Here is a 20329-nt window from a genome sequence, read left to right as displayed (position 1 = left end):
ATTTAATTTTATTTATCAAAATAAATGTAGTTATTTTGATGATGGCAAATGTAAGTTAATAAATCATAACATTTCTAATATGACAAAGGAGTTTGTAGATGTTTTAATCATAGGCGCAGGACCTTCTGGATGCGTTTCGGCATCGTATCTTCATAAAAATAACGTCAGGATAAAAGTTGTGGAAAAAACAAAATTTCCGAGACTTGTTGTCGGCGAAAGCCTGATCCCGAGAGTTATGGATCATTTTGCAGAGGCAGAGCTTTTGGAGAGTCTTGACGCCATGAATTTTGAAAAGAAATTAGGGGCCCGTTTTATAAGAGGAGAAGAGATTTGTGTTTTTGATTTCAGTAAAAAATTTGGTGAAGGCTGGGATTGGACCTGGCAGGTGCCAAGAGCTGACTTTGACAATACAATGGCGCAGGAAGTAATTCGAAAAGGAATTGATCTCGAGTTTGAATCGGAAGTACTGGAAGTTTCTTTTGAAGGCAAAAAATCCAAAACAATCGTAAAAGATAAGGACGGAAACCTGAAAGAAATCCACGCCAATTTCATTATCGATTCCAGTGGATACGGACGTGTTTTACCCCGACTTTTAGATCTGGATACGCCATCACAACTAGATCCGCATTCGTCGATATTTGCACACGTAAAAGATATTAACAGACCGGAAGGAGAGGAAGGAACCCAGATTTCGTTTGATATTCTGGAAACCGAAGTCTGGTTATGGGTAATTCCGTTTTCGAATGGAAATACGAGTTTGGGCGTTGTGGGTCCGACGGATTTCATCAATTCATTATCTGAAAATAAAGATAATGCCGAGGCTTTGCGAAATGCGATTCAAAAATCTGATTATTATATCAAAAGATTTAAAGGAACCGAGTTTTTATTTGAGCCGGTGAAGCTGGAGAATTATTCGAGAGCCGTAAAAAGAATGTACGGAGATGGTTTTGCCCTGACAGGAAACAGTTCTGAATTTCTGGATCCTGTTTTTTCATCGGGAGTTGCTTTTGCAACTGAATCCGGAATGCTGGCCGCAAAATTATACCTGAAAGAATCTCAAGGAATTGCAGTAGACTGGGAGGTTGAATTTACTGCCTACATGAAACGCGGAATTGCTGTTTTTACCACTTACGTGAAAGAATGGTACACCGGAAACCTGCAAACGCTGTTTTTTCACCAACCGGAAAATCCGGAAGTAAAAGAAAAAATATGCTCTGTTTTGGCAGGTTATGTTTGGAACGAGGAGAATCCGTTTGTAAAGAAACACGATCATGTGATCAAGAATATGGCGTATTTGCTGAATATGCAAAAAGAACAAAGCCCTGAGTGATCAGGGCTTTTTTTTGATTTTATTTGAATGCTTTTTTCAATAAAAGTTTAGATAATGATTTTGCTGTTTTTGCATATCCTTCTCCAATTCTGGTTTCATTATTAAAGTTGCTTCCCCACTGATCTCCCGGAGCCTCTTCGCTTGTTATTTCGAGTAAGACATTTGATTTGTTTGCTGTTTCAACAAACTTTAAGTTTGTAGTAACTTTTGCAGGTTGTTTCATAATTCCGGCATCCCAGCCTGGGTAAAGCCATACGGTTTGAACAATTAAAGTATATGGAGTTTTTAATCCTTCCTGAAAATTGACATCTTTACCCGCTTTAGACAAAACAATGTTTCCGATTTCCAGAAATTTTGGAGTCCAGATTTGTTGTTTTGCCACAATCCATCGCTTTTGCCAAAGATTTCCGTTTCCTTTTGCTTTCTCATCTAAATCGGCTTTATGTTCTTCAACATATTGTGCTTCTGATTTTTTTTCTTTCATCATAGTAAAATTACTATAATCAAATTCGGTGTTGATTTCTTTTTGATCTTTTAAAAAATCAAAGTTTCCCTGAACGACTTTCATGTCTTGTGCAAACACAACTCCTGAAATAAAGAAGCATGCAATGATTAATTTTTTCATTTTTATTGGTTAATTATTAAGGGTCTAAAACTAAGTAAAATCATTGTAAATAAAAAAAAGGATATCGTTTTTGATATCCTCTTCTTTCTTCAAAAAATAATATAGTAAAAAATTATACTACCAGAATTTAACATATAAAGCCACAATAACCAATAAGGTAATTACGATTAAAACCGTAGTTTGTGGTTTTACCTTAAACATTTCAGAATCTATTTCAAACGCTTTAGGATTTACTTTTGGTCCTGCAAAACTAATTGCAATCATAGCTAACATCGTAAAGAAGAATGATAATCCCATACAGATGTGGAAAGGAATTTCGAAAGCCCCTTTTCCGTTAGGATAAGCAGTGTATAACAAAGTTTCGTTTCCGAACAGCATTGGAGCATATTCGTTGAATAATACAGATAATACAAATCCTAAAATTACACCCACAATGGCTGCAGTTCCGGTAGTTCTTTTCCAGAACATACCAAGAAAGAACATTGCAAAAACTCCGGGGCTGATAAATCCGGTATATTTTTGGATATAAGTAAATCCACCAACTCCGCCAATTCCCAGGATGTCATTCCATGTAAACAGAACAGCCAGAAGCATTGCAGCAAAAACGGCAATTCTGCCAATGTTTACCTGTTGTTTTTCGCCAGCTTCTTTCTGAATGTATTTTTTATGAATATCTAAAGTATAAATTGTTGAGATACTGTTTACTTTTCCGGCCAATGATGCCACAATTGCAGCAGTCAAGGCCGCTACGGAAAGTCCTTTTAAACCTGTTGGCAGGAAAGTCAATACAGCAGAGTAAGCACCGTCTTTTCCTCCCACTAATTTTGTTAAATGTCCGTTTTGATATAAAACATAAGCAGCGATACCAGGCAGCATTACGATTAAAGGCATTAACAATTTTAACATACCGGCAAATAAAATACCTGTACGGGCTGTTTGTAAATCTGCACCCAAAGCTCTTTGTGTAATGTATTGGTTACAACCCCAGTAATTCAGGTTGATAATCCAGATACCGGCAAGGTAAGACATCAAACCCGGGAAAGTCAAATATTTGTCAATATCAAGTTGAGAGGAAGTTGCCGTTGGTTTTGGAATAATCATTTTGAAATGCTCCGGAGCTTCTCTCATTAAAACTTTAAAACCTGCGATAGCATTTTCGCCAACGCCAAAATACTGTCCAACGGTTGTTAGTGCAATATATGAGGTCACTAAACCACCAATAATTAAAACGGCTACCTGAATAACGTCTGTATACGCTACAACTTTCATTCCTCCTAAGGAAATCAATAAAGCGAATAAAGCCAGTCCAACCATGATTACATGCAGGTATTCTCCGCCCGCAAGTCCGTTAATGGCAACCGCACCCAAATATAAAATAGAAGTTAAGTTTACAAATACATACAAAAACAACCAGAAAACGGCCATAATCAATGCAGTCGATTCATTATAACGCGTTTTTAAGAATTGTGGCATGGTGTAAATCTTATTTTTAAGATAAACCGGAATAAACCAAACCGCTACAATAATTAAAGCAACAGCCGCTAACCATTCGTAAGCAGCAACTGCAATTCCTAAAAAGAAACCTTCCCCACTCATTCCGATGAATTGCTCAGCAGAAATATTAGAAGCAATTAAAGACGCTCCAATAGCCCACCAGGTTAAATTCCCTTCAGCCAAAAAGTAAGCTTTAGCATCTTGTTCGTCTTTTTTACGTTTGTGGTAAATAGTAAAACCGTAGGTTGTCACTACGATAAAATAGATAATAAAAACCGCATAATCTGCGAAAGCAAGGTTCTGGTTCATTGTTAGTAATAGTTTAAAAATTAGTAAAGGTGATTGTTTGTTTTATTATTTAATACGGTTTAAAATATAGGATGTGTTTTTATTTCGTTATTTTTTTGTGAAAAAATGATCCAAAGCCAAAAATAAGATAAAAAAACATTTCCGCACCAAAAATAAATGTGTTTTTAACATTTATAACCGCATTATTACATTAAATGTAATTTTAGTCTGCTTTTAGTTTCGTTTTATAGTGAACATCTGATAATTGTCTTAAAATTTCTGCACTTTTTTCAGGAGTAATGTCCCTTTGTGATTCTCCTAACATTTCGTACCCAACCATGAATTTCTTAACCGTTGCAGATCGCAATAAAGGCGGATAAAAATGCATGTGAAAATGCCACTCGGCATGTTCCAGACCATCTGTCGGAGATTGGTGAATTCCCGATGAATATGGAAAAGAAGTATTGAATACGTTATCGTATTTTGACGTCAGTTGCTTTAGGATTGTGGCAAAAGAAGTCGTTTCGTCAGCAGTAAAATCTGTGATTTTTCCAAAGGTTCTTTTACTGATAATCATAGTTTCATAAGGCCATGTAGCCCAAAACGGAACCAGTGCCACAAAATGATCGTTCTCGATTACAATGCGTTCCCCGGATCTTAGTTCGGCCTGCAGGTAATCTGCCAGCATCGTCTTGCCGTTTTTGTCAAAATAAGCTTTCAGGTTTTTTTGCGTTTTTTCTACCTGGGTCGGTAAGGAAGACTGTGCCCAGATTTGTCCGTGCGGGTGCGGGTTGCTGCAGCCCATTACACTTCCTTTATTTTCGAAAATCTGAACGTGATTGATATATTTGATGTTTCCTAAATCAGTGTATTCTTTTTGCCAGGTTTTAATGATATTTTCAATTCCGTCAATATTCATTTCCGGTAAGGTTAGATCATGTCTTGGTGAAAAACAAACTACTCGCGAAATTCCGCGTTCCGGTTGTGCTTTAAAAAAAGTGTGTTTAATATCTTCTTCAAACATAATTTCATCCTGCTTCATTGCGGCGAAATCATTTTCAAATACAAAACTGCTTTCGTATTTGGGATTGCTGACTCCATTGGCACGAACATTCCCCGGACAGAGGTAGCAAGTGGGGTCGTAATTTGGCAAAGCTTCGGTTGAAATAGTTTCGTTTTGCCCTTGCCATGGACGTTTTGCACGATGGGGTGATACTAAAACCCATTCGTTGATTAGTGGATTGAAACGTCTGTGAGGATCTTCGGTAATGTCAAAATTTTTCATTGTACTGCTAGTGGTATTAAAGTAGTGTTGTTCCGTTTGAGATTTTTACATCATAAAATTTTAATTCAATCCCAAATGTATCTAAATAAAGATTTGAAAACTTACGTTTAGCCTCATTTTCGCAACCTTTTTTTATTAAATTTATGGTACACCCACCAAAACCCCCTCCCATCAATCGGGAACCGATCACAGAATCATCTGCTTTTGCTGTATCCACCAGCATATCCAGCTCTGCACAACTTACTTCATATTCCTGCGATAACCCGTAATGCGTCTCAAAAAGCAACGCTCCCAAAAGTTCAATATTCCCGTTATCTAATGCCTCACAAGCTTTTATGACACGGTTAATTTCTTTGATAACAAAATGTACTCTTTTAAAAACAGTCGGATTCATTTTACCCTGAATGCTCAAAAGCTGTTCTTCGGTACAATTTCTAAAACTTTTTACTTCCGGAAAATGCTTTTTTATGATTGATAAACCTTCTTCACATTCCAGTCTTCTGGTATTGTATTCAGAGGTGAAAAGCGAATGTTTTACATTACTGTCCATTAAGATTAATGAATAATCTTTGAAATTAGCATCGTGATATTCAAATTCCAATGTATTGCAATCTAATTTGATCACTTTATCTTCAATTCCGTGAACACTTGAAAACTGGTCCATAATTCCGCAATTGATACCTACCCAGTGTTCCGCTTTTTGACCCATTAAGGCAATGTCAACTTTTGTAATTGTAAGATCGAAAAGTGCTGCAATACCAAAAAGCATTCCGCATTCTAAAGCCGCAGAAGAAGACAGCCCAGAACCAACCGGAATATTACTGCTGAAAACACAGTTGAAACCTTCAAAAGAAAAACCATTATCCTGTAATTGTTTGATTACACCAAGAATATAATTGGTCCAGACAACATCACTTAACTTAATTTCCTGCGTAAGATCTACCTCAAATTCTTCGTTTAAATCGATGGCGATTATTTTAGATTTTTTGGTATTGTTTTTCTCAAAAGCAAAGCAGATTACTTTGTCAATTGCTGCCGGTAAAACATAACCGTCATTATAATCGATATGTTCTCCGATAATGTTTATTCTTCCCGGAGAAAGCACGGTTTTTTGAGGAGAAGAACCAAATGATTTCTCAAAAAATGCCGTTGTATCCTGTATTAAAATGTCATTCATTTTTTTTGTAATTGTAAAGTGTTGTCCTGTAGTTATATGCTAAAAATCTCAGTGTATATTTTCAAATCGGTAAACCGTTTTCTGGCTGTATTCTTCCCCTTTTTTCAGGATCGAATTCGGAAAATTTTTATGATTGGGTGCATCCGGAAAATTTTGTGTCTCAAAACAAATTCCGCTTGACGGATGATAAGCCGCATCTTGCTTTCCTTTTAGCCTGCCAAAACAATTCCCGCCAACATAGATATGAACACTGGGCTGATCGGTATAAACGTTCATTTGTAAATTGTTCCCTAAGCTGATTAATCTTGCAACAACCTCTGTTTTCGAATTCACGACAAAAGAATTATCAATCGGAAATGGGCATTTTTTTGGTGTTCTGAAGTCGAAAGCATGATTCGTAAGATCCGTTAAATTCCCTGTCGGAATATTGTTCTCATCCGTTTCCAGCATTTTGACCGATTTGATAAATATCTCCTGATCTAAAACGCTCGAATCATGACCGTTGAGGTTGAAATAACTGTGGTGTGTCAGGTTAATAATAGTATCTTCCGTTGTTGTCGCTTTATATTCTAATTTTAATTCGTTTTCTTCCGTTACCGTATACGTCAGGTAGACATGCATTTCTCCCGGAAAATTTTCGTCCGAGTCCTCGCTTAAAAGACCAAGAGTAATCGAAGGATTTTCACCGGAAGTTACATTGACCACATTCCACACTTTTCTTCCAAAACCAAAAGTACCGCCATGCAGCATATTACCATTATTATTAGCCGGCAGCTGAAAAGTTGTATTATTAAGAATAAAAGAACCATTGTGTATTCTTCCGGCATAACGCCCAACGGTAGTTCCGAAATAAGGTGCGCTTGGTAAAGTATAAGAATCCAGGTACGCCTCAAGATTGTCAAAACCCAGAACAACGTCTTTCAGGGTACCATTTGAAAGCGGAACCTGCAAAGAAGTTACGGTTGCTCCGTAGTTGACGATCTGAACTTTCATTCCGTTTTTGTTTGTCAATTCGAAAGAATAGATTTCTTCGTTGTCAGGCATTAAACCAAACAATTTGTAGTCAGATAGATTCTGAAAATGAGATATCTGTTTTATTTTCATATAATTTTTACCAAAAATGAAATTCAAAAATAGAAACATTTCGAAAAATCACATACCAGTACCTACCAGTTTTTGTATCTTGCACCCAAAAACTATTTTTTATGAACGTAATTTCTGTACAAAACAATTTAGGGCTTCCAAAATATAAGCAGATAATTCTTTCAATTGAGAAAGCTATCGAAGAAGAAAAATTAAAAAAAGGAGACAGATTGCCATCCGTCAATAAAGTTTGCCTGGCTTTTTCATTATCGCGCGACACGGTTTTACAAGCTTACGATGAACTTAAAAAAAGAGGGATTATTTATGCCATTCCAGGTAAAGGCTATTATGTAAAAAGCGTTGAAACTACCCTAAAACATAGAATTTTTTTACTTTTTGATGAATTGAATATTTTCAAAGAAGACATTTACAATTCGTTCCTGAAAAACATTGGAAAGAATGTTCAGGTCGATATTTTCTTTCATCATTTTAATGTCAAAGTATTTCAGAAGCTAATAAATGACAGCAACGGAAATTACACCAAATACATTATTATGCCGACGAACTTAAACGATGTAGTAAATTTTATAAAAACCCTACCAGTAAATGAAGTAATCATACTGGATCAGACCAATGAGAACTTAAAATCGTATCCCGCAATTTATCAAAATCATCAGAAAGATATTTTTGAAGGATTGTTTAAAGCGAAATCCAGATTGAATAAATACAAAAAACTCATTTTGATTTTTCCGGGATTCAGGGAACCCCTTGGTATGAAATCAGGTTTTGAGGATTTTTGTGACGCCTATCATTTTAACTACGAAATCATCACCGAATTTACCGCAAGAGAAATCACAACAGGAGATCTTTATATTATTCCGAATGATCGGGATCTGGTAAAAGTTATTGAAAATGCCGGAAAGCAAAGCTTAAAATTAGGCAGCGATTTTGGTATTATCTCTTACAATGAAACGCCACTCAAAAAAATTGCAGCCAATGGAATTACGACAATTTCAACTCATTTTGAAGCTATGGGAAAAATTTTGGCCGAAATGGTTTTGAAAGGGAATAAAGAACAGATTGAGAATAAATCGTCCTTAACCATCCGGAATTCGCTGTAAGAGATAAAAAATGAGTTTTTCGCGTATTACTGGTTATGTGATAAATAAATTTGTTTATAAGTAGTAAATCATCAAATTTTTGATTAAAAAAATAAGGAAACAATTTTTTTGTTTTTGTGGAATTATTTTACATACATTTGTAAATGTAAATTTCACACTTATTATTTGTTTCGTTTTGCGTTCGTTATTATGAGCTAAAAACAAATAAAAAACCACTATAAAACAAACCAAACTACAGCTTAAAATGAATAACAAAATAGACCAGTTATCGGCAGATAATATAAGAGCTTTGGCCATTTCGATGGTCGAGAAAGCAAATTCGGGTCATCCCGGAGGAGCAATGGGAGGCGCAGATTTCATGCACATTTTATATTCCGAATATTTAAAATACGATCCGACCGATATGCACTGGATTTTCAGGGACCGCTTTTTTATGGATGCAGGACATCTTTCGGCTTTAATGTATGCGCAATACCATTTGCTCGGAAATTACACAAAATCAGATCTTGAAAATTTCAGACAGTGGGGTTCCGTAACACCCGGACACCCTGAAATTGATGTTAAAAGAGGCGTCGAAAATACTTCAGGGCCATTAGGACAGGGTCATGCAATGGGCGTTGGAGCAGCAATTGCGGCTAAGTTTTTATCGGCGAGATTTGAAAACTTATTCGATCATAAAATATACGGTTTTATTACTGATGGCGGCGTTCAGGAGGAAATTTCGCAGGGCGCCGGACGAATTGCAGGACATTTAGGATTGAATAATTTTATTATGTTTTATGATTCGAATGATGTACAGCTTTCGTCCATGACAGATGAAGTTACGACCGAAAATACAGCGATGAAATATGAAGCCTGGGGCTGGAAAGTAATTACAATTGAAGGTCATAATCATGCGCATATTCGATCCGCATTAAACGCAGCCCACGCCGAATTAGAAAGACCAACTTTGATTATCGGAAGAACTGTAATGGGAAAAGGCTGCGTTACCGCCGATGGAACGATGTATGAAGGACAATGCGAATTGCACGGTAAACCAATTGGCGCTACAAAAGCCAACTTCGAAAAAACAATATTAAATCTGGGAGGAAATCCGGAAGATTCATTTGCAATTTATGATGCTGTTGCAGCGCATTACAAAACTATTTTAGCCAATAAAACAGCAGAAGCGGCTAATAGGAAAATACAAATTTCAGCTTGGGAAAGTCAGAACCAGGAATTAGCTCAAAAGATGCAACAGTTTTTTAACGGAGATTTACCGGTTTTGGATTTTGGCAGTATTGTTCAAAAAGCAAATGCAGCAACTCGTGATGCATCGGCGTCCGTTTTAGGATATTTAGCTGAAAATGTAGAAAATATGATTGTGTCTTCTGCCGATTTATCGAATAGCGATAAGACAGACGGTTTCCTTAAAAAATCATCTGTTCTGCAAAAGAATAATTTTAAAGGCGGTTTTTTACAAGCCGGTGTTGCCGAATTAACGATGGCGGCCATTGCAAACGGAATTGCGCTTCACGGCGGTGTGATTCCTGTTGTGGCAACATTTTTTGTGTTTTCAGATTATATGAAACCAGCCATTCGTTTGGCGGCAATTCAGGAATTACCTGTAAAATATATCTGGACACATGATTCTTTCCGCGTAGGTGAAGATGGTCCTACCCATCAGCCAATTGAACAGGAAGCTCAGCTTCGATTACTGGAAAAAATTAAAAATCATTCCGGCGATCAAAGTTTGCTGGCCTTGCGTCCTGCAGATGCCATTGAAACTTCTGTAGCCTGGCAAATGGCACTTGAAAACAAAAAAACACCGACAGGTTTAATCCTTTCGAGGCAAGATATTGCAGCTCTTCCAACAAATGGAAACTCCAGATTTGATGAAGCTTCGCAAGCCAAAAAAGGAGGTTATCTGGTAAAATCAAATTCAAATCCTGACATTACTTTAATCGCAAACGGCTCAGAAGTTGCCACACTTACAGAAGCTGCAACTGAGCTGGAAGAGCGTTTTAAAATAAACATAAACGTTGCTTCTGTTATTTCAGAAGGACTTTTCAGATCACAATCAAAAGAATACCAGGAAAGTATTATTCCAAAGAATGCCTTAGTGTTTGGACTTACGGCAGGACTTCCTGTTAACCTGGAAAGTTTAGTTGGCAGTAACGGAAAAGTATTTGGCTTAGATCATTTTGGCTATTCGGCTCCCGCATCAGTTTTAGATCAGAAATTTGGATTTACAAGTAAAAATGTCTGCGAAGAAATCCTTAAATATTTAAAAGAGAATAATTATAACCTTTAAAAATAAAAGAAAAGATGAAATTTTTTATAGACACAGCGAATTTAAAAGATATTAAAGAAGCCAATGATTTGGGAGTTTTAGATGGTGTAACCACTAATCCGTCGTTAATGGCAAAAGAAGGAATTACAGGAGCGCAGCATATTTTAGACCATTATGTAAAGATTTGCGAATTGGTTGACGGTGACGTAAGTGCTGAGGTGATCTCAACAGATTTTGAAGGAATGGTTGCCGAAGGAGAAAAATTAGCAGCTTTGCATCCGCAAATTGTGGTGAAAATCCCAATGATAAAAGAGGGTGTAAAAGCAATCCGATATTTTTCGAATAAAGGAATCAGAACCAATTGTACTTTAATATTTTCGGCCGGACAGGCTTTGTTGGCAGCAAAGGCCGGCGCAACTTATGTTTCACCCTTTATTGGACGTTTAGATGATATTTCGACTGACGGAATGGTACTGATTGAAGATATTAGATTGATTTATGATAATTATGGTTTTGAAACTCAAATACTAGCAGCTTCCGTTCGTAATGTGATGCATATTATCAATTGTGCAAAATTAGGATCTGATGTTATCACAGGACCCTTAAGTGCAATTGAAGGTTTGTTAAAACATCCTTTAACAGATATTGGTCTGGCTACTTTCCTGGCTGATTATCAAAAAGGAAACAGCTAGACTATAATTTTCAGCCACAGATTACACAGATTAACACAGATTTTTTAATCCTTTATCCCGATAGCTATCGGGAGGGGCAAACTTAAAGACAATAATTTTTATAGTAGTTTTATTGAAGAAAAAACCCTGAAAGTTTGTAGCTTTCAGGGTTTTGTTTTTATTCGAAAAAATTGTTTTCCCGCAGATTTAGCAGATTGAGCGGATTTTTTTAAGTCTTCCATCTGCTTAATCTGCGAGAGAACTTAATCCGTTCTCTGATAAATATAATCTGCGCTAACCCGTTTCATCCGTAAAATCCGTGGGTAAACCAATTTTTATAAATTCAATACAAAATCATTCAGTAATTTCTCTTCATATTTTTCTTTATTGAAAGTATACAGATAAGATCCTTTACGGGAAGATGCCATATCTTTTTCTTCTAATTTATTCAGGATTTCTAAAGAATTAATCTTGCTGATAAAGTTTCGTTTGTCTAATTCCTTGCTCAAAATTGCTTCGTATAATTCTAATAATTGTCGCATGGTAAACTTTTCAGGCAGCAATTCAAATCCAATTGGTTTTATCGAAGTCCTGTAACGAAGTCTTCTAATGGCTTGCTGAACCATTTCGTTGTGGTCAAAGATTAAATGAGGAGCATCGGCAATACTAAACCATTGCGCATGATAATTTTTAATCAGCTCGGCATTATGATTTTCAATATTAATCAAGGCATAATAGGAAACTGAAATGGTTCTTTCAACAGGATCACGATCAATTTCACTGTAAGCATATAATTGCTCCATGTAAATATCGTTAAAACCTGTATAGGTATTTAAGATTCTGATTGCCGCATCATCTAGTACTTCATCTCGTTTTAAAAACCCACCAATTAAGGACCATTTTCCTTTTTCCGGTTCAAAATCTCTCTTGATTAAAAGGATTTTTAAACCCTCAAGGTCGAATCCAAAAATGATACAATCTACTGCTAACAAGACTTTATCGGCAGAGCTATAACTGTTTAGCATACTCAATTTTTTATTGTAAATATATAAACTTCCTAATCGGTTTCATAATTTATTAATGTAGGTTTCACACTTAAAACATTCCCTATTCAAGAATAAAGTTAAAAAAGCGTCTTTTAGCGCAAAATTAACATCCATTTTTGTTTTTTATGATTTTTTTAAACAAAAAAAAGGACAGTAAAGAATCGTTTTTTTTTAAACGACTCAATTGAACCGTAAAACAAAGAGTTATAAATCAGTTTATTTTTACAAAAAAAGCACGTTACCGCATTCAAACAGTTATAAAACAGCTCCTTTGTTATTTTTTTTAAAAAAGTCATTTTTTGCTTAAATAGTGGCTTTTCACTTAAAAGTGTAGTTTTTACACAAATAACTCTAAGGAAAGACCTTTTTTTTTGAAAAAAACATTAAGCTTTAAATATTGTAAACATCTCTAATTTACGATATGCGTTTTTTTAAGCACTTTTTTTTATGATATTAATTTGTTTTTAAGCTTTTTTTTTAGTTAAATTTACAAATGTAAAATTAACACTTATAATTATACACTAACTAACTTAAACTAACCAATATGATAACAAACCAAAAATTATTTTTTTATTGCAATTATTTATTGCCAAAAAAAGAATGGCTTTTAGCAGTTTTAATGCTATTATTTTCCGTTAATCAAATGTCGGCTCAGGACAAAATGATTAGCGGAGTTGTTACTTCGGCTCAGGACAAACTGCCTTTGCCGGGTGTGAACATTTTGATAAAGGGAACTAAAACAGTTTCAACCACCGGTTTTGATGGAGAATATTCGATTAAAGCATCGCCAAATGATGTTTTAGTTTTTTCATTTATAGGATTTCAGAACCAGGAATTAACAGTAGGAAATCAATCTAAGGTAAATGCGGTTTTAGGTGAGGATACAAATAAATTAAATGAAGTAGTCGTAATTGGTTACGGAACACAAAGGAAATCTGATTTAACAGGATCTGTAAGTGTTGTTAATATGGAATCGGCAAAAAAAACAGTTACGTATGATGCTGCAAAAATGCTTCAGGGACAGGTTCCGGGAGTAACAGTACAATCATCCGGCGAGCCCGGAGGTTTTGTAAACATCAAAATCAGAGGTATAACTTCCTTTACCAACAACAATCCTCTTTTTGTTATTGACGGTATTATGGTTGACGCTCCTTACGATTTTGCGCCGGGGGAAATAGAGTCGATGCAGGTTTTAAAAGATGCATCTTCGGCAGCCATTTATGGGGTTCGCGGAGCAAATGGAGTTGTAATCATTACAACTAAGAAAGGAAAAGCAGGCAGAATGGATATTAAATTCAAATCAATTGTAGGTCTTCAGAATGTTACTAAAAAGTGGGATGTAACAGATCGTCTGGGCTACCAGACTATTACGAACCAGGCGGAAAGAAACAGAGATATCAGAGCAGGGGTCGCAGAAAATATCGCACCTGGAAATAATCCTGCAAGTCCTTCCTATATTACCAATGTTAATACAGATTGGCAGAAAGAAGCTTTGCAGACAGGGGTTATACAAAATCAGGCACTTACATTGAATGGTGGTGCAGAAAATATCGCCTATAGCTTTAATGTTGATTATTTCAAGAATACCAGTTATGTAAAAACGCCACAGGATTATGAAAGAATATCAACGAACCTGAATCTGAACGGTAAAAAAGGAAAATTCAAATATGGAGCAAAATTAGCCTATACACAATCTGATAAGGAGATTTTTAATGAATATAACGCAGGACAAACCGTAATTAGTGATATTCTTGGTGCCATACCAACAATGCCGGTGTATGATGCTAATAGACTTGGGGGTTACGGAGGTACTGATAATTTGACACAAAGAGCTATTTCGATGAACCCAATTGGATTTAATAATCTGATTGAGAACAACGGTAAGAGAAATCGTTTTATAGGAGATATTTGGGGTGAAATTGAAATTGTAAAAGGGCTTAAATATAAACTGGATGTGAGTTATGACAAAACAGACTGGCAAAACAGAAAATTTGTGCCGCCAAGTGATTTAGGCTGGTATTATATTACAAAGAATGATGAAGCTTCTCTGGATATTTCGAATGGGAATGAGTTAAGAACTTTCATGAACAATTTACTGACCTATGAAATCTCATTAGGAAAACATAAAATAGATGCTCTTGCAGGATGGATCCAGGAAAAAAGAGATAACTACAATCACTGGTCCAGAGGTGTAGGTTATGAACCGGGCGAAATTAGTATGCTTCAATATGCGGATTCAAGAGATGCAGGGGAATATAAATTTACCATTACCGGAGTATCCTACATCAGCAGATTAAATTATGCCTATGATGACAGGTACTTGTTACAAGCTAATTTCAGACAGGATAAAACATCTCTTTTTAGTGAAAAAAATAATTCGGCCAACTTCTATTCTTTTTCCGGAGGCTGGAAAATCAGCAACGAAAAATTCCTGCAGTTACCAAAGTGGGTAAGCAACATAAAACTTAGAGGAGGTTATGGTACACTGGGGAACAATACAATTCCGCAATACTTTTTTGCCTCAACAGTAAATAGTTTTGCAGGTTATGATTTCAACAATGAACTTGCTCCCGGTACAACAGTGGTAAGTGCATTAGATCCTAATGTAAAATGGGAGAGAACAACCAGTAAAAATATTGCACTTGAATTGGGTTTTTTTAATAATGACTTACAATTTACAGCGGAGTACTTTACAAAAAAAGTTACGGATATATTAGTTAAGGTGCCCCTGCCCTTTTCTAACGGAGCTTTTCCGGCAGAAATTTTTACGAATGCGGGAGATATGAAAAATAGTGGTGTAGAGTTTACAGCATCATACAGTAATCATCATCATAAATTCAAATATGACATCTCAGGTAATTTTGGGACGTTAAAAAACGAAGTGACCAAAATTGGAGTAAACGGAAATCCTCTTTACGGAGCAGTTTCAAAAACAGAAGTAGGAAGATCTGTTGGTGAACTTTTTGCATGGGAAGCAATTGGTATTTTTCAAAATGCTGCCGAAGTTGCCTCTTCTCCAAAACAAACAGGTGCCGCACCCGGAGATGTTAAATTTAAAGATGTAAACGGTGACGGAATTATTACGGATGCCGATAGAACTTTTCAGGGAGTATCAATTCCAAAATATGGTTTTGGAGTGAATTTTAGCGGATCTTATGAAAATTTTGATTTCTCAATGTTTTGGCAAGGAAGCGGAGGAAATAAAGTTTTTAATGCCATGTATCGTAATCTGATGGCAGGACAATATGGAAACCACAGTACCGATGAACTTAACTACTGGACTCCGACAAATACAAATACAAATGTTCCTGCACCCGTTATTGGTGACCCTAACGGAAATGGCAGAGACTCTAATCGATTTATTGAAAGTGGCGATTATATTAGATTGCAAACAATGGAGTTGGGTTTCAATATTCCGATGAAAGATAAATTTATCCAAAAAGCAAGGGTATATCTTAATGGTCAAAACTTGTGGACTATTACAAAATATACAGGATATGACCCTGACTTTAATAGCGACGGATTAATTTCAAGAGGATATGATGCAGGATCTCTTCCTAATCCAAGAACTATTTCTCTAGGAGTAGAAGTAAATTTCTAAAACAGGTCTAACCAATTAAAAATCAATTAAAATGAAATATAAAATATTAAATTATATAGCTGTTTTCTTTTCACTGGCTGTTGTAACAACAAGCTGTGTTGACGATGAAGATTTGACTCAACTTGACCCCAATAATGATGCAGTAGATTCATTTTGGAAAACAGATCAGGATGCCATTGAGGGTGTAAATGCTGCTTACGGGAGCTTACTAACAGATGGAACTTACATGAGAAGTACGCCTTTATTGTTAGATGCAAGATCTGATGACGCCCGTACCAATAGCCCTTGGGGTTCTATGTATAATGCAGGTCACTTTAACTCAAATGTTGCCGATGCCGCAATATACGGATGGGCTTTTGAAACCTACTATCAGGGAGTTTACCGTGCGAATCAGGTTTTAACAAATGTGCCTAAAATTAGTTTTGCAGACGAAGGACTTAAAAACAGAATCTTAGGACAAGCTTATTTTTTAAGAGGATTGTATCTTTTTCATGCCGCTAATTTGTTTAAAAATGTACCGGTACCAACAGAACTGGCAGTATATTATCCTCAAAAAACAGAAGCAGAAGCGTGGGCTCAGGTTATTGCAGACTTTAAAGCGGCAGCCGAATTATTGCCTGTTTCCTATACTGGTATTTCAGGTTTAGACGCAGGTCAGAAAGGGCGTGCAACAAAAGGTGCTGCTTTAGGATATTTAGGAAAATCGTTTTTATTTACCAAAGATTTCGCTAATGCTAAAATCGCTTTTAGACAAGTTATAGATTTAGGAGTGTACTCTTTAGTGTCAAACTATCGTGACAATTTTACTACTGCTAACGAAAATAATTCTGAATCTCTTTTTGAAGTACAATTTAGCAGGGATGCAGGTGGTGTTGACTTAGGTTGGGGTGGTGCTCCGGCTTCAGGTTGGGGAAAAACTTCGGGAAGAGCAATTACCTATGCACCAAGAGCTTTTGGGTGGACAGATGTTCAGCCATCATGGGCATTGTTTAATGAATTTCATGATGAAAAAACAAAAACAGGAGATCTTGATCCTCGTTTAGATGCCACTATATTTTATAACAAGCCGGGCGGAATGAAATTGTATGGTAAGGACTTTTCAACTTTCTATGCTTCCAGTCCGGGAGATTTAAATGATATATTTTGTAGAAAATACCAAAATTCAGATGGTGAATTTGCAGATGAATACGATTGGCGTTCCGGTATAAATGAACGTTTATTAAGATATGCCGATATCCTTTTAATGTATGCCGAATGTTTAAACGAAACAGGTGATACTCCGGGAGCATACGGATACATTCAAATGGTAAGAAACAGAGTTGGTTTACCGGATTTAAATACTACAAAACCAGGAATGTCGCAAGTAGAAATGAGAGAACAAATTGGTCATGAAAGGTTTTTGGAATTCCCTCTTGAAGGCCACCGTTTTGATGACATTCGACGTTGGGGATGGTTACAGAATCCTACAAAACTAGCCTGGTTAAAATCCAGAGATGCCGAGTTTAATTCTTATACGCAGGGAAGAGAATTTTATCCAATTCCGCAATTAGAAATGGATAATAATCCGGGAACAAAACAGAATGAGAGTTATTAAGTTTTCAGTCTCGGTCCCAGTCTCAGTTTTCAGTCTCAACTGAAGACTGCGACTGCGACCGAAAACTGCGACTGAGATTGTACAGAGATAATTAGTAACAGTAACTAAAATTATAAAAAATGAAAACAATTACAAGTTTGGTTTTATTAGCAGTATTATTAGTAAGTTGTCAAAATGAAGATGTTGTAATTCCTTCAAACGAGGATGCAGCTGTAAAAACTCAAAATTCTCAAATAAAAAGTTTAACAGCCAAAACAGTTGCCGGAACCGTGCCTTCACACGATCCAAGTACAATTGTAAAAAGCGGAGTCAATTATTATGTTTTTACGACAGGCGATAATATCCCAATGACGTATTCTACAAATTTAACAAGCTGGACTTGGGGAACATCAGTTTTCACTTCAACTCCGGGCTGGATCACAGGATATGTACCGGGTTTTGTAAAAACATTCTGGGCACCTGATGTAGCATGGTTCAATAACAGATGGAACATGTATTATTCCTGTTCTACTTTTGGCTCTGCAACTTCTGCCATTGGGTTAGTAACAGCGCCTTCGATTTCGCAAAGTGCAGGTACAAACTGGACAGACAGAGGTGTGGTTGTTTCTTCTTCTTCATCTTCAGATGTAAACGCAATTGATCCTTCAATTTTAGTAGACGGAAGTAATGTTTATATGGCGTATGGCTCCTGGCATGCCGGAATCGGAGTCATTCAGATAAATCCTTCAACAGGAAAAACGACAGGAAGCAAAACTATTGTAGCGGGCGGAAGCAGTGCAAGCTGGGAAGCCCCTTGTTTAATCAAAGAAGGAAGTTACTACTATATGTTCGTTAACCGGGGCTCTTGCTGCAATGGCGTAAACAGTACCTATTATATTGTAGTGGGTCGTTCAACAAGTCCGTTTGGGCCTTTTGTGGATAAAAACGGAGTCAATTTAAAAAGCGGTGGCGGAACGACCGTTTTAGCTACACAAGGAAATTATATTGGCCCTGGTCATTTATCCAGAATTACAGGAACTCAAAAAGGATCCGTTCATTATTATGACGGAGCCGACAGTGGAAATCCTAAACTGGAAATTGTATATTTCACGTGGTCATCAGGATGGCCAACACTTTCGTATTAAAAATACCATTCAGAGGAAAGTCTCATAAAGCTTTCCTCTTTTATAACTTATAAAACATACTATGAAAAAAGCACTTTTAATCACATTTCTTATTACCATTTGCAATCAGGTAAGTTTCGCTCAAAATCAGACCACAGTTGTTACGATAAAGAATGCGGCCGATGCTCCGACAATCAACAAAAATATCTACGGACATTTTGCAGAACATTTAGGACGTTCTATTTACGGAGGTTTTTTTGTGGGAGACACCTCAAAAATTCCAAATACAAAAGGAGTTAGAAATGATATTATCAAAGCTTTAAAAGAATTAAAAATTCCAAACTTAAGATGGCCCGGCGGATGTTTTGCGGATACCTATCACTGGAAAGACGGTATTGGACCGCAACAGGAAAGACCAACAATCGTAAACCAATGGTGGGGAGGAGTAACAGAAGACAACAGTTTTGGAACACATGATTTTCTGAATATGTGTGAATTGCTTGGAGCAGAACCGTATTTATCAGGAAATGTAGGCAGCGGAACCGTTCAGGAATTAGCAGATTGGGTACAGTACACCAATTTTAGTGGTAAAAGTCCAATGAGTGATTTACGTAAAAAGAACGGAAGAACGGAACCATGGAAAGTAAAATTCTGGGGAATTGGAAATGAAGCATGGGGTTGCGGCGGAAATATGACAGCAGAATATTATGCGAATGAATACCGCAAATACGCCACCTTCATGTCAGATTGGGAAAACACCGGCGGAATTACCAGAATTGCATCCGGATCAAACAGTGCCGATTATAACTGGACAGAAGTTTTAATGAAAAACATTCCTTTAAATATGTTAGGAGGATTAGGGGTTCATCATTATGCCGTAATCGATTGGGGTAAAAAAGGCGACGGTGTAAACTTTACCGAAGACGGTTATTTCCATACCATGCAATCGGCGCTAAAAATGGAAGAATTGGTTACCAAACATGCAGCTGTAATGGATAAATACGATCCGGAGAAAAAAGTAGCCATGATTGTAGACGAATGGGGAGCCTGGTACGAAGTAGAAAAAGGGACAAATCCGGGATTTTTATACCAGCAAAATACCATGAGAGATGCAGTTTTAGCCGGAGCAACGCTTAATATATTCAACAATCACGCTGATAGGGTCCGTATGGCAAACTTAGCACAATGCGTAAACGTTTTGCAAGCCGTAATTCTTACAGACAAAGCAAAAATGATTACAACGCCAACGTATCATGTCATGAAAATGTACAGCGTGCACCAGGATGCTAAATTATTACCGGTAAGTTTTCAATCGCCGTCATATACTTTTAATGGAGAAACACTTCCGGCAGTATCGGCTTCAGCTTCAAAAGACAAAAGCGGATCGGTTCATATTTCACTAGTAAATGTTGACGCAAAAAATCAAAATAAAATAGAAATTGATGTAAACGATCTTGGAGTAAAAGCTTTCAAAGGAACGATTATAACATCAGCAAAATTGCAGGATTACAATTCATTCGATGCACCAGACAAAATTGTACCAACGGTTTTTAAAGGTTTCGAAAACAAAAAGGGAAAATTAGAAATCACAATTCCTCCTTTCTCAGTAGTGGTGTTAGAAGGAAAATAAAAATATAAA

The 20329-nt window shown here is 36.5% G+C and carries 14 protein-coding genes; 8 read left to right on the top strand and 6 right to left on the bottom strand.

Translation table 11 applies throughout. The features are described 5' to 3' along the window. The first annotated feature begins 79 nt into the window (after window positions 1–79). Window positions 80–1330: an NAD(P)/FAD-dependent oxidoreductase gene (locus EV142_RS03305; RefSeq protein WP_132032673.1), complete on the top strand. Its 1251-nt coding sequence runs from the start codon at window positions 80–82 to the stop codon at window positions 1328–1330. 19 nt (window positions 1331–1349) lie between these two features. Here EV142_RS03305 and EV142_RS03300 read toward each other — a convergent pair whose 3' ends face one another. From EV142_RS03300 to EV142_RS03280, 5 genes are all read right to left on the bottom strand, one after another. Next, window positions 1350–1955, bottom strand: a complete 606-nt coding sequence (locus EV142_RS03300; RefSeq protein ID WP_132032671.1) for a hypothetical protein — start codon at window positions 1953–1955, stop codon at window positions 1350–1352. Window positions 1956–2072: 117 nt separating this feature from the next. Continuing rightward, complete coding sequence (locus EV142_RS03295) at window positions 2073–3758, bottom strand: sodium/sugar symporter (RefSeq protein WP_132032669.1); 1686 nt, start codon at window positions 3756–3758, stop codon at window positions 2073–2075. A gap of 202 nt (window positions 3759–3960) precedes the next feature. Then, window positions 3961–5022, bottom strand: coding sequence for a UDP-glucose--hexose-1-phosphate uridylyltransferase (locus tag EV142_RS03290; RefSeq protein ID WP_132032667.1), 1062 nt, complete (start codon window positions 5020–5022; stop codon window positions 3961–3963). 16 nt (window positions 5023–5038) lie between these two features. Beyond that, window positions 5039–6199 carry a galactokinase gene (gene galK, locus EV142_RS03285; protein WP_132032665.1) on the bottom strand — a complete coding sequence of 387 codons (1161 nt, stop codon included), beginning with the start codon at window positions 6197–6199 and terminating at the stop codon, window positions 5039–5041. A gap of 48 nt (window positions 6200–6247) precedes the next feature. Further along, the gene (locus EV142_RS03280) at window positions 6248–7303 is read right to left on the bottom strand and encodes an aldose epimerase family protein (protein WP_132032663.1); all 1056 of its coding nucleotides are present in this window, start codon (window positions 7301–7303) and stop codon (window positions 6248–6250) included. Between the two features lie 101 nt (window positions 7304–7404). Here EV142_RS03280 and EV142_RS03275 point away from each other — a divergent pair, with 101 nt between their 5' ends. The 3 genes from EV142_RS03275 (at window position 7405) to fsa (ending at window position 11367) form a co-directional block, all read left to right on the top strand. Next, window positions 7405–8403 carry a GntR family transcriptional regulator gene (locus EV142_RS03275; protein ID WP_132032661.1) on the top strand — a complete coding sequence of 333 codons (999 nt, stop codon included), beginning with the start codon at window positions 7405–7407 and terminating at the stop codon, window positions 8401–8403. A 244-nt stretch (window positions 8404–8647) separates the two neighbouring features. Then, complete coding sequence (locus EV142_RS03270; protein ID WP_132032659.1) at window positions 8648–10696, top strand: transketolase family protein; 2049 nt, start codon at window positions 8648–8650, stop codon at window positions 10694–10696. A gap of 14 nt (window positions 10697–10710) precedes the next feature. Further along, window positions 10711–11367, top strand: coding sequence for a fructose-6-phosphate aldolase (gene fsa, locus EV142_RS03265; RefSeq protein ID WP_132032657.1), 657 nt, complete (start codon window positions 10711–10713; stop codon window positions 11365–11367). 314 nt (window positions 11368–11681) lie between these two features. On the opposite strand, the gene EV142_RS03260 is transcribed toward fsa, so the two are convergent. Further along, a complete protein-coding gene (locus tag EV142_RS03260) occupies window positions 11682–12371 on the bottom strand; it encodes an NUDIX hydrolase (RefSeq protein WP_132032655.1) in 690 nt (229 codons plus the stop codon). 565 nt (window positions 12372–12936) lie between these two features. On the opposite strand from EV142_RS03260, the gene EV142_RS03255 reads away from it, so the two are divergent. The 4 genes from EV142_RS03255 to EV142_RS03240 all read left to right on the top strand — a co-directional run bounded on the left by EV142_RS03255 (window position 12937) and on the right by EV142_RS03240 (window position 20320). Then, window positions 12937–15993, top strand: a complete 3057-nt coding sequence (locus tag EV142_RS03255) for a SusC/RagA family TonB-linked outer membrane protein (RefSeq protein ID WP_132032653.1) — start codon at window positions 12937–12939, stop codon at window positions 15991–15993. A gap of 31 nt (window positions 15994–16024) precedes the next feature. Continuing rightward, complete coding sequence (locus tag EV142_RS03250; protein ID WP_132032651.1) at window positions 16025–17587, top strand: RagB/SusD family nutrient uptake outer membrane protein; 1563 nt, start codon at window positions 16025–16027, stop codon at window positions 17585–17587. Between the two features lie 119 nt (window positions 17588–17706). Continuing rightward, window positions 17707–18711 (top strand): arabinan endo-1,5-alpha-L-arabinosidase, encoded by a 1005-nt coding sequence (locus EV142_RS03245; protein WP_132032649.1) that lies wholly within the window; start codon window positions 17707–17709, stop codon window positions 18709–18711. A gap of 61 nt (window positions 18712–18772) precedes the next feature. Further along, entirely contained in the window at window positions 18773–20320 is a 1548-nt protein-coding gene (locus tag EV142_RS03240) for an alpha-N-arabinofuranosidase (RefSeq protein ID WP_132032647.1), read from the top strand. The last annotated feature ends 9 nt before the right edge of the window (window positions 20321–20329 follow it).

It is taken from the genome of Flavobacterium circumlabens, assembly GCF_004345565.1.
GTDB lineage: Bacteria > Bacteroidota > Bacteroidia > Flavobacteriales > Flavobacteriaceae > Flavobacterium > Flavobacterium circumlabens.
This window is presented reverse-complemented; position numbering and strand designations above follow the sequence as displayed.

Coding starts and splice junctions, on each gene's coding strand:
- EV142_RS03305 (WP_132032673.1), top strand. CDS start 80: ATGACAAAGGAGTTTGTAGATGTTTTAATCATAGGCGCAGGACCTTCT.
- EV142_RS03275 (WP_132032661.1), top strand. CDS start 7,405: ATGAACGTAATTTCTGTACAAAACAATTTAGGGCTTCCAAAATATAAG.
- EV142_RS03300 (WP_132032671.1), bottom strand. CDS start 1,955: ATGAAAAAATTAATCATTGCATGCTTCTTTATTTCAGGAGTTGTGTTT.
- EV142_RS03290 (WP_132032667.1), bottom strand. CDS start 5,022: ATGAAAAATTTTGACATTACCGAAGATCCTCACAGACGTTTCAATCCA.
- EV142_RS03280 (WP_132032663.1), bottom strand. CDS start 7,303: ATGAAAATAAAACAGATATCTCATTTTCAGAATCTATCTGACTACAAA.
- EV142_RS03295 (WP_132032669.1), bottom strand. CDS start 3,758: ATGAACCAGAACCTTGCTTTCGCAGATTATGCGGTTTTTATTATCTAT.
- galK (WP_132032665.1), bottom strand. CDS start 6,199: ATGAATGACATTTTAATACAGGATACAACGGCATTTTTTGAGAAATCA.
- EV142_RS03255 (WP_132032653.1), top strand. CDS start 12,937: ATGATAACAAACCAAAAATTATTTTTTTATTGCAATTATTTATTGCCA.
- EV142_RS03250 (WP_132032651.1), top strand. CDS start 16,025: ATGAAATATAAAATATTAAATTATATAGCTGTTTTCTTTTCACTGGCT.
- fsa (WP_132032657.1), top strand. CDS start 10,711: ATGAAATTTTTTATAGACACAGCGAATTTAAAAGATATTAAAGAAGCC.
- EV142_RS03260 (WP_132032655.1), bottom strand. CDS start 12,371: ATGCTAAACAGTTATAGCTCTGCCGATAAAGTCTTGTTAGCAGTAGAT.
- EV142_RS03245 (WP_132032649.1), top strand. CDS start 17,707: ATGAAAACAATTACAAGTTTGGTTTTATTAGCAGTATTATTAGTAAGT.
- EV142_RS03270 (WP_132032659.1), top strand. CDS start 8,648: ATGAATAACAAAATAGACCAGTTATCGGCAGATAATATAAGAGCTTTG.
- EV142_RS03240 (WP_132032647.1), top strand. CDS start 18,773: ATGAAAAAAGCACTTTTAATCACATTTCTTATTACCATTTGCAATCAG.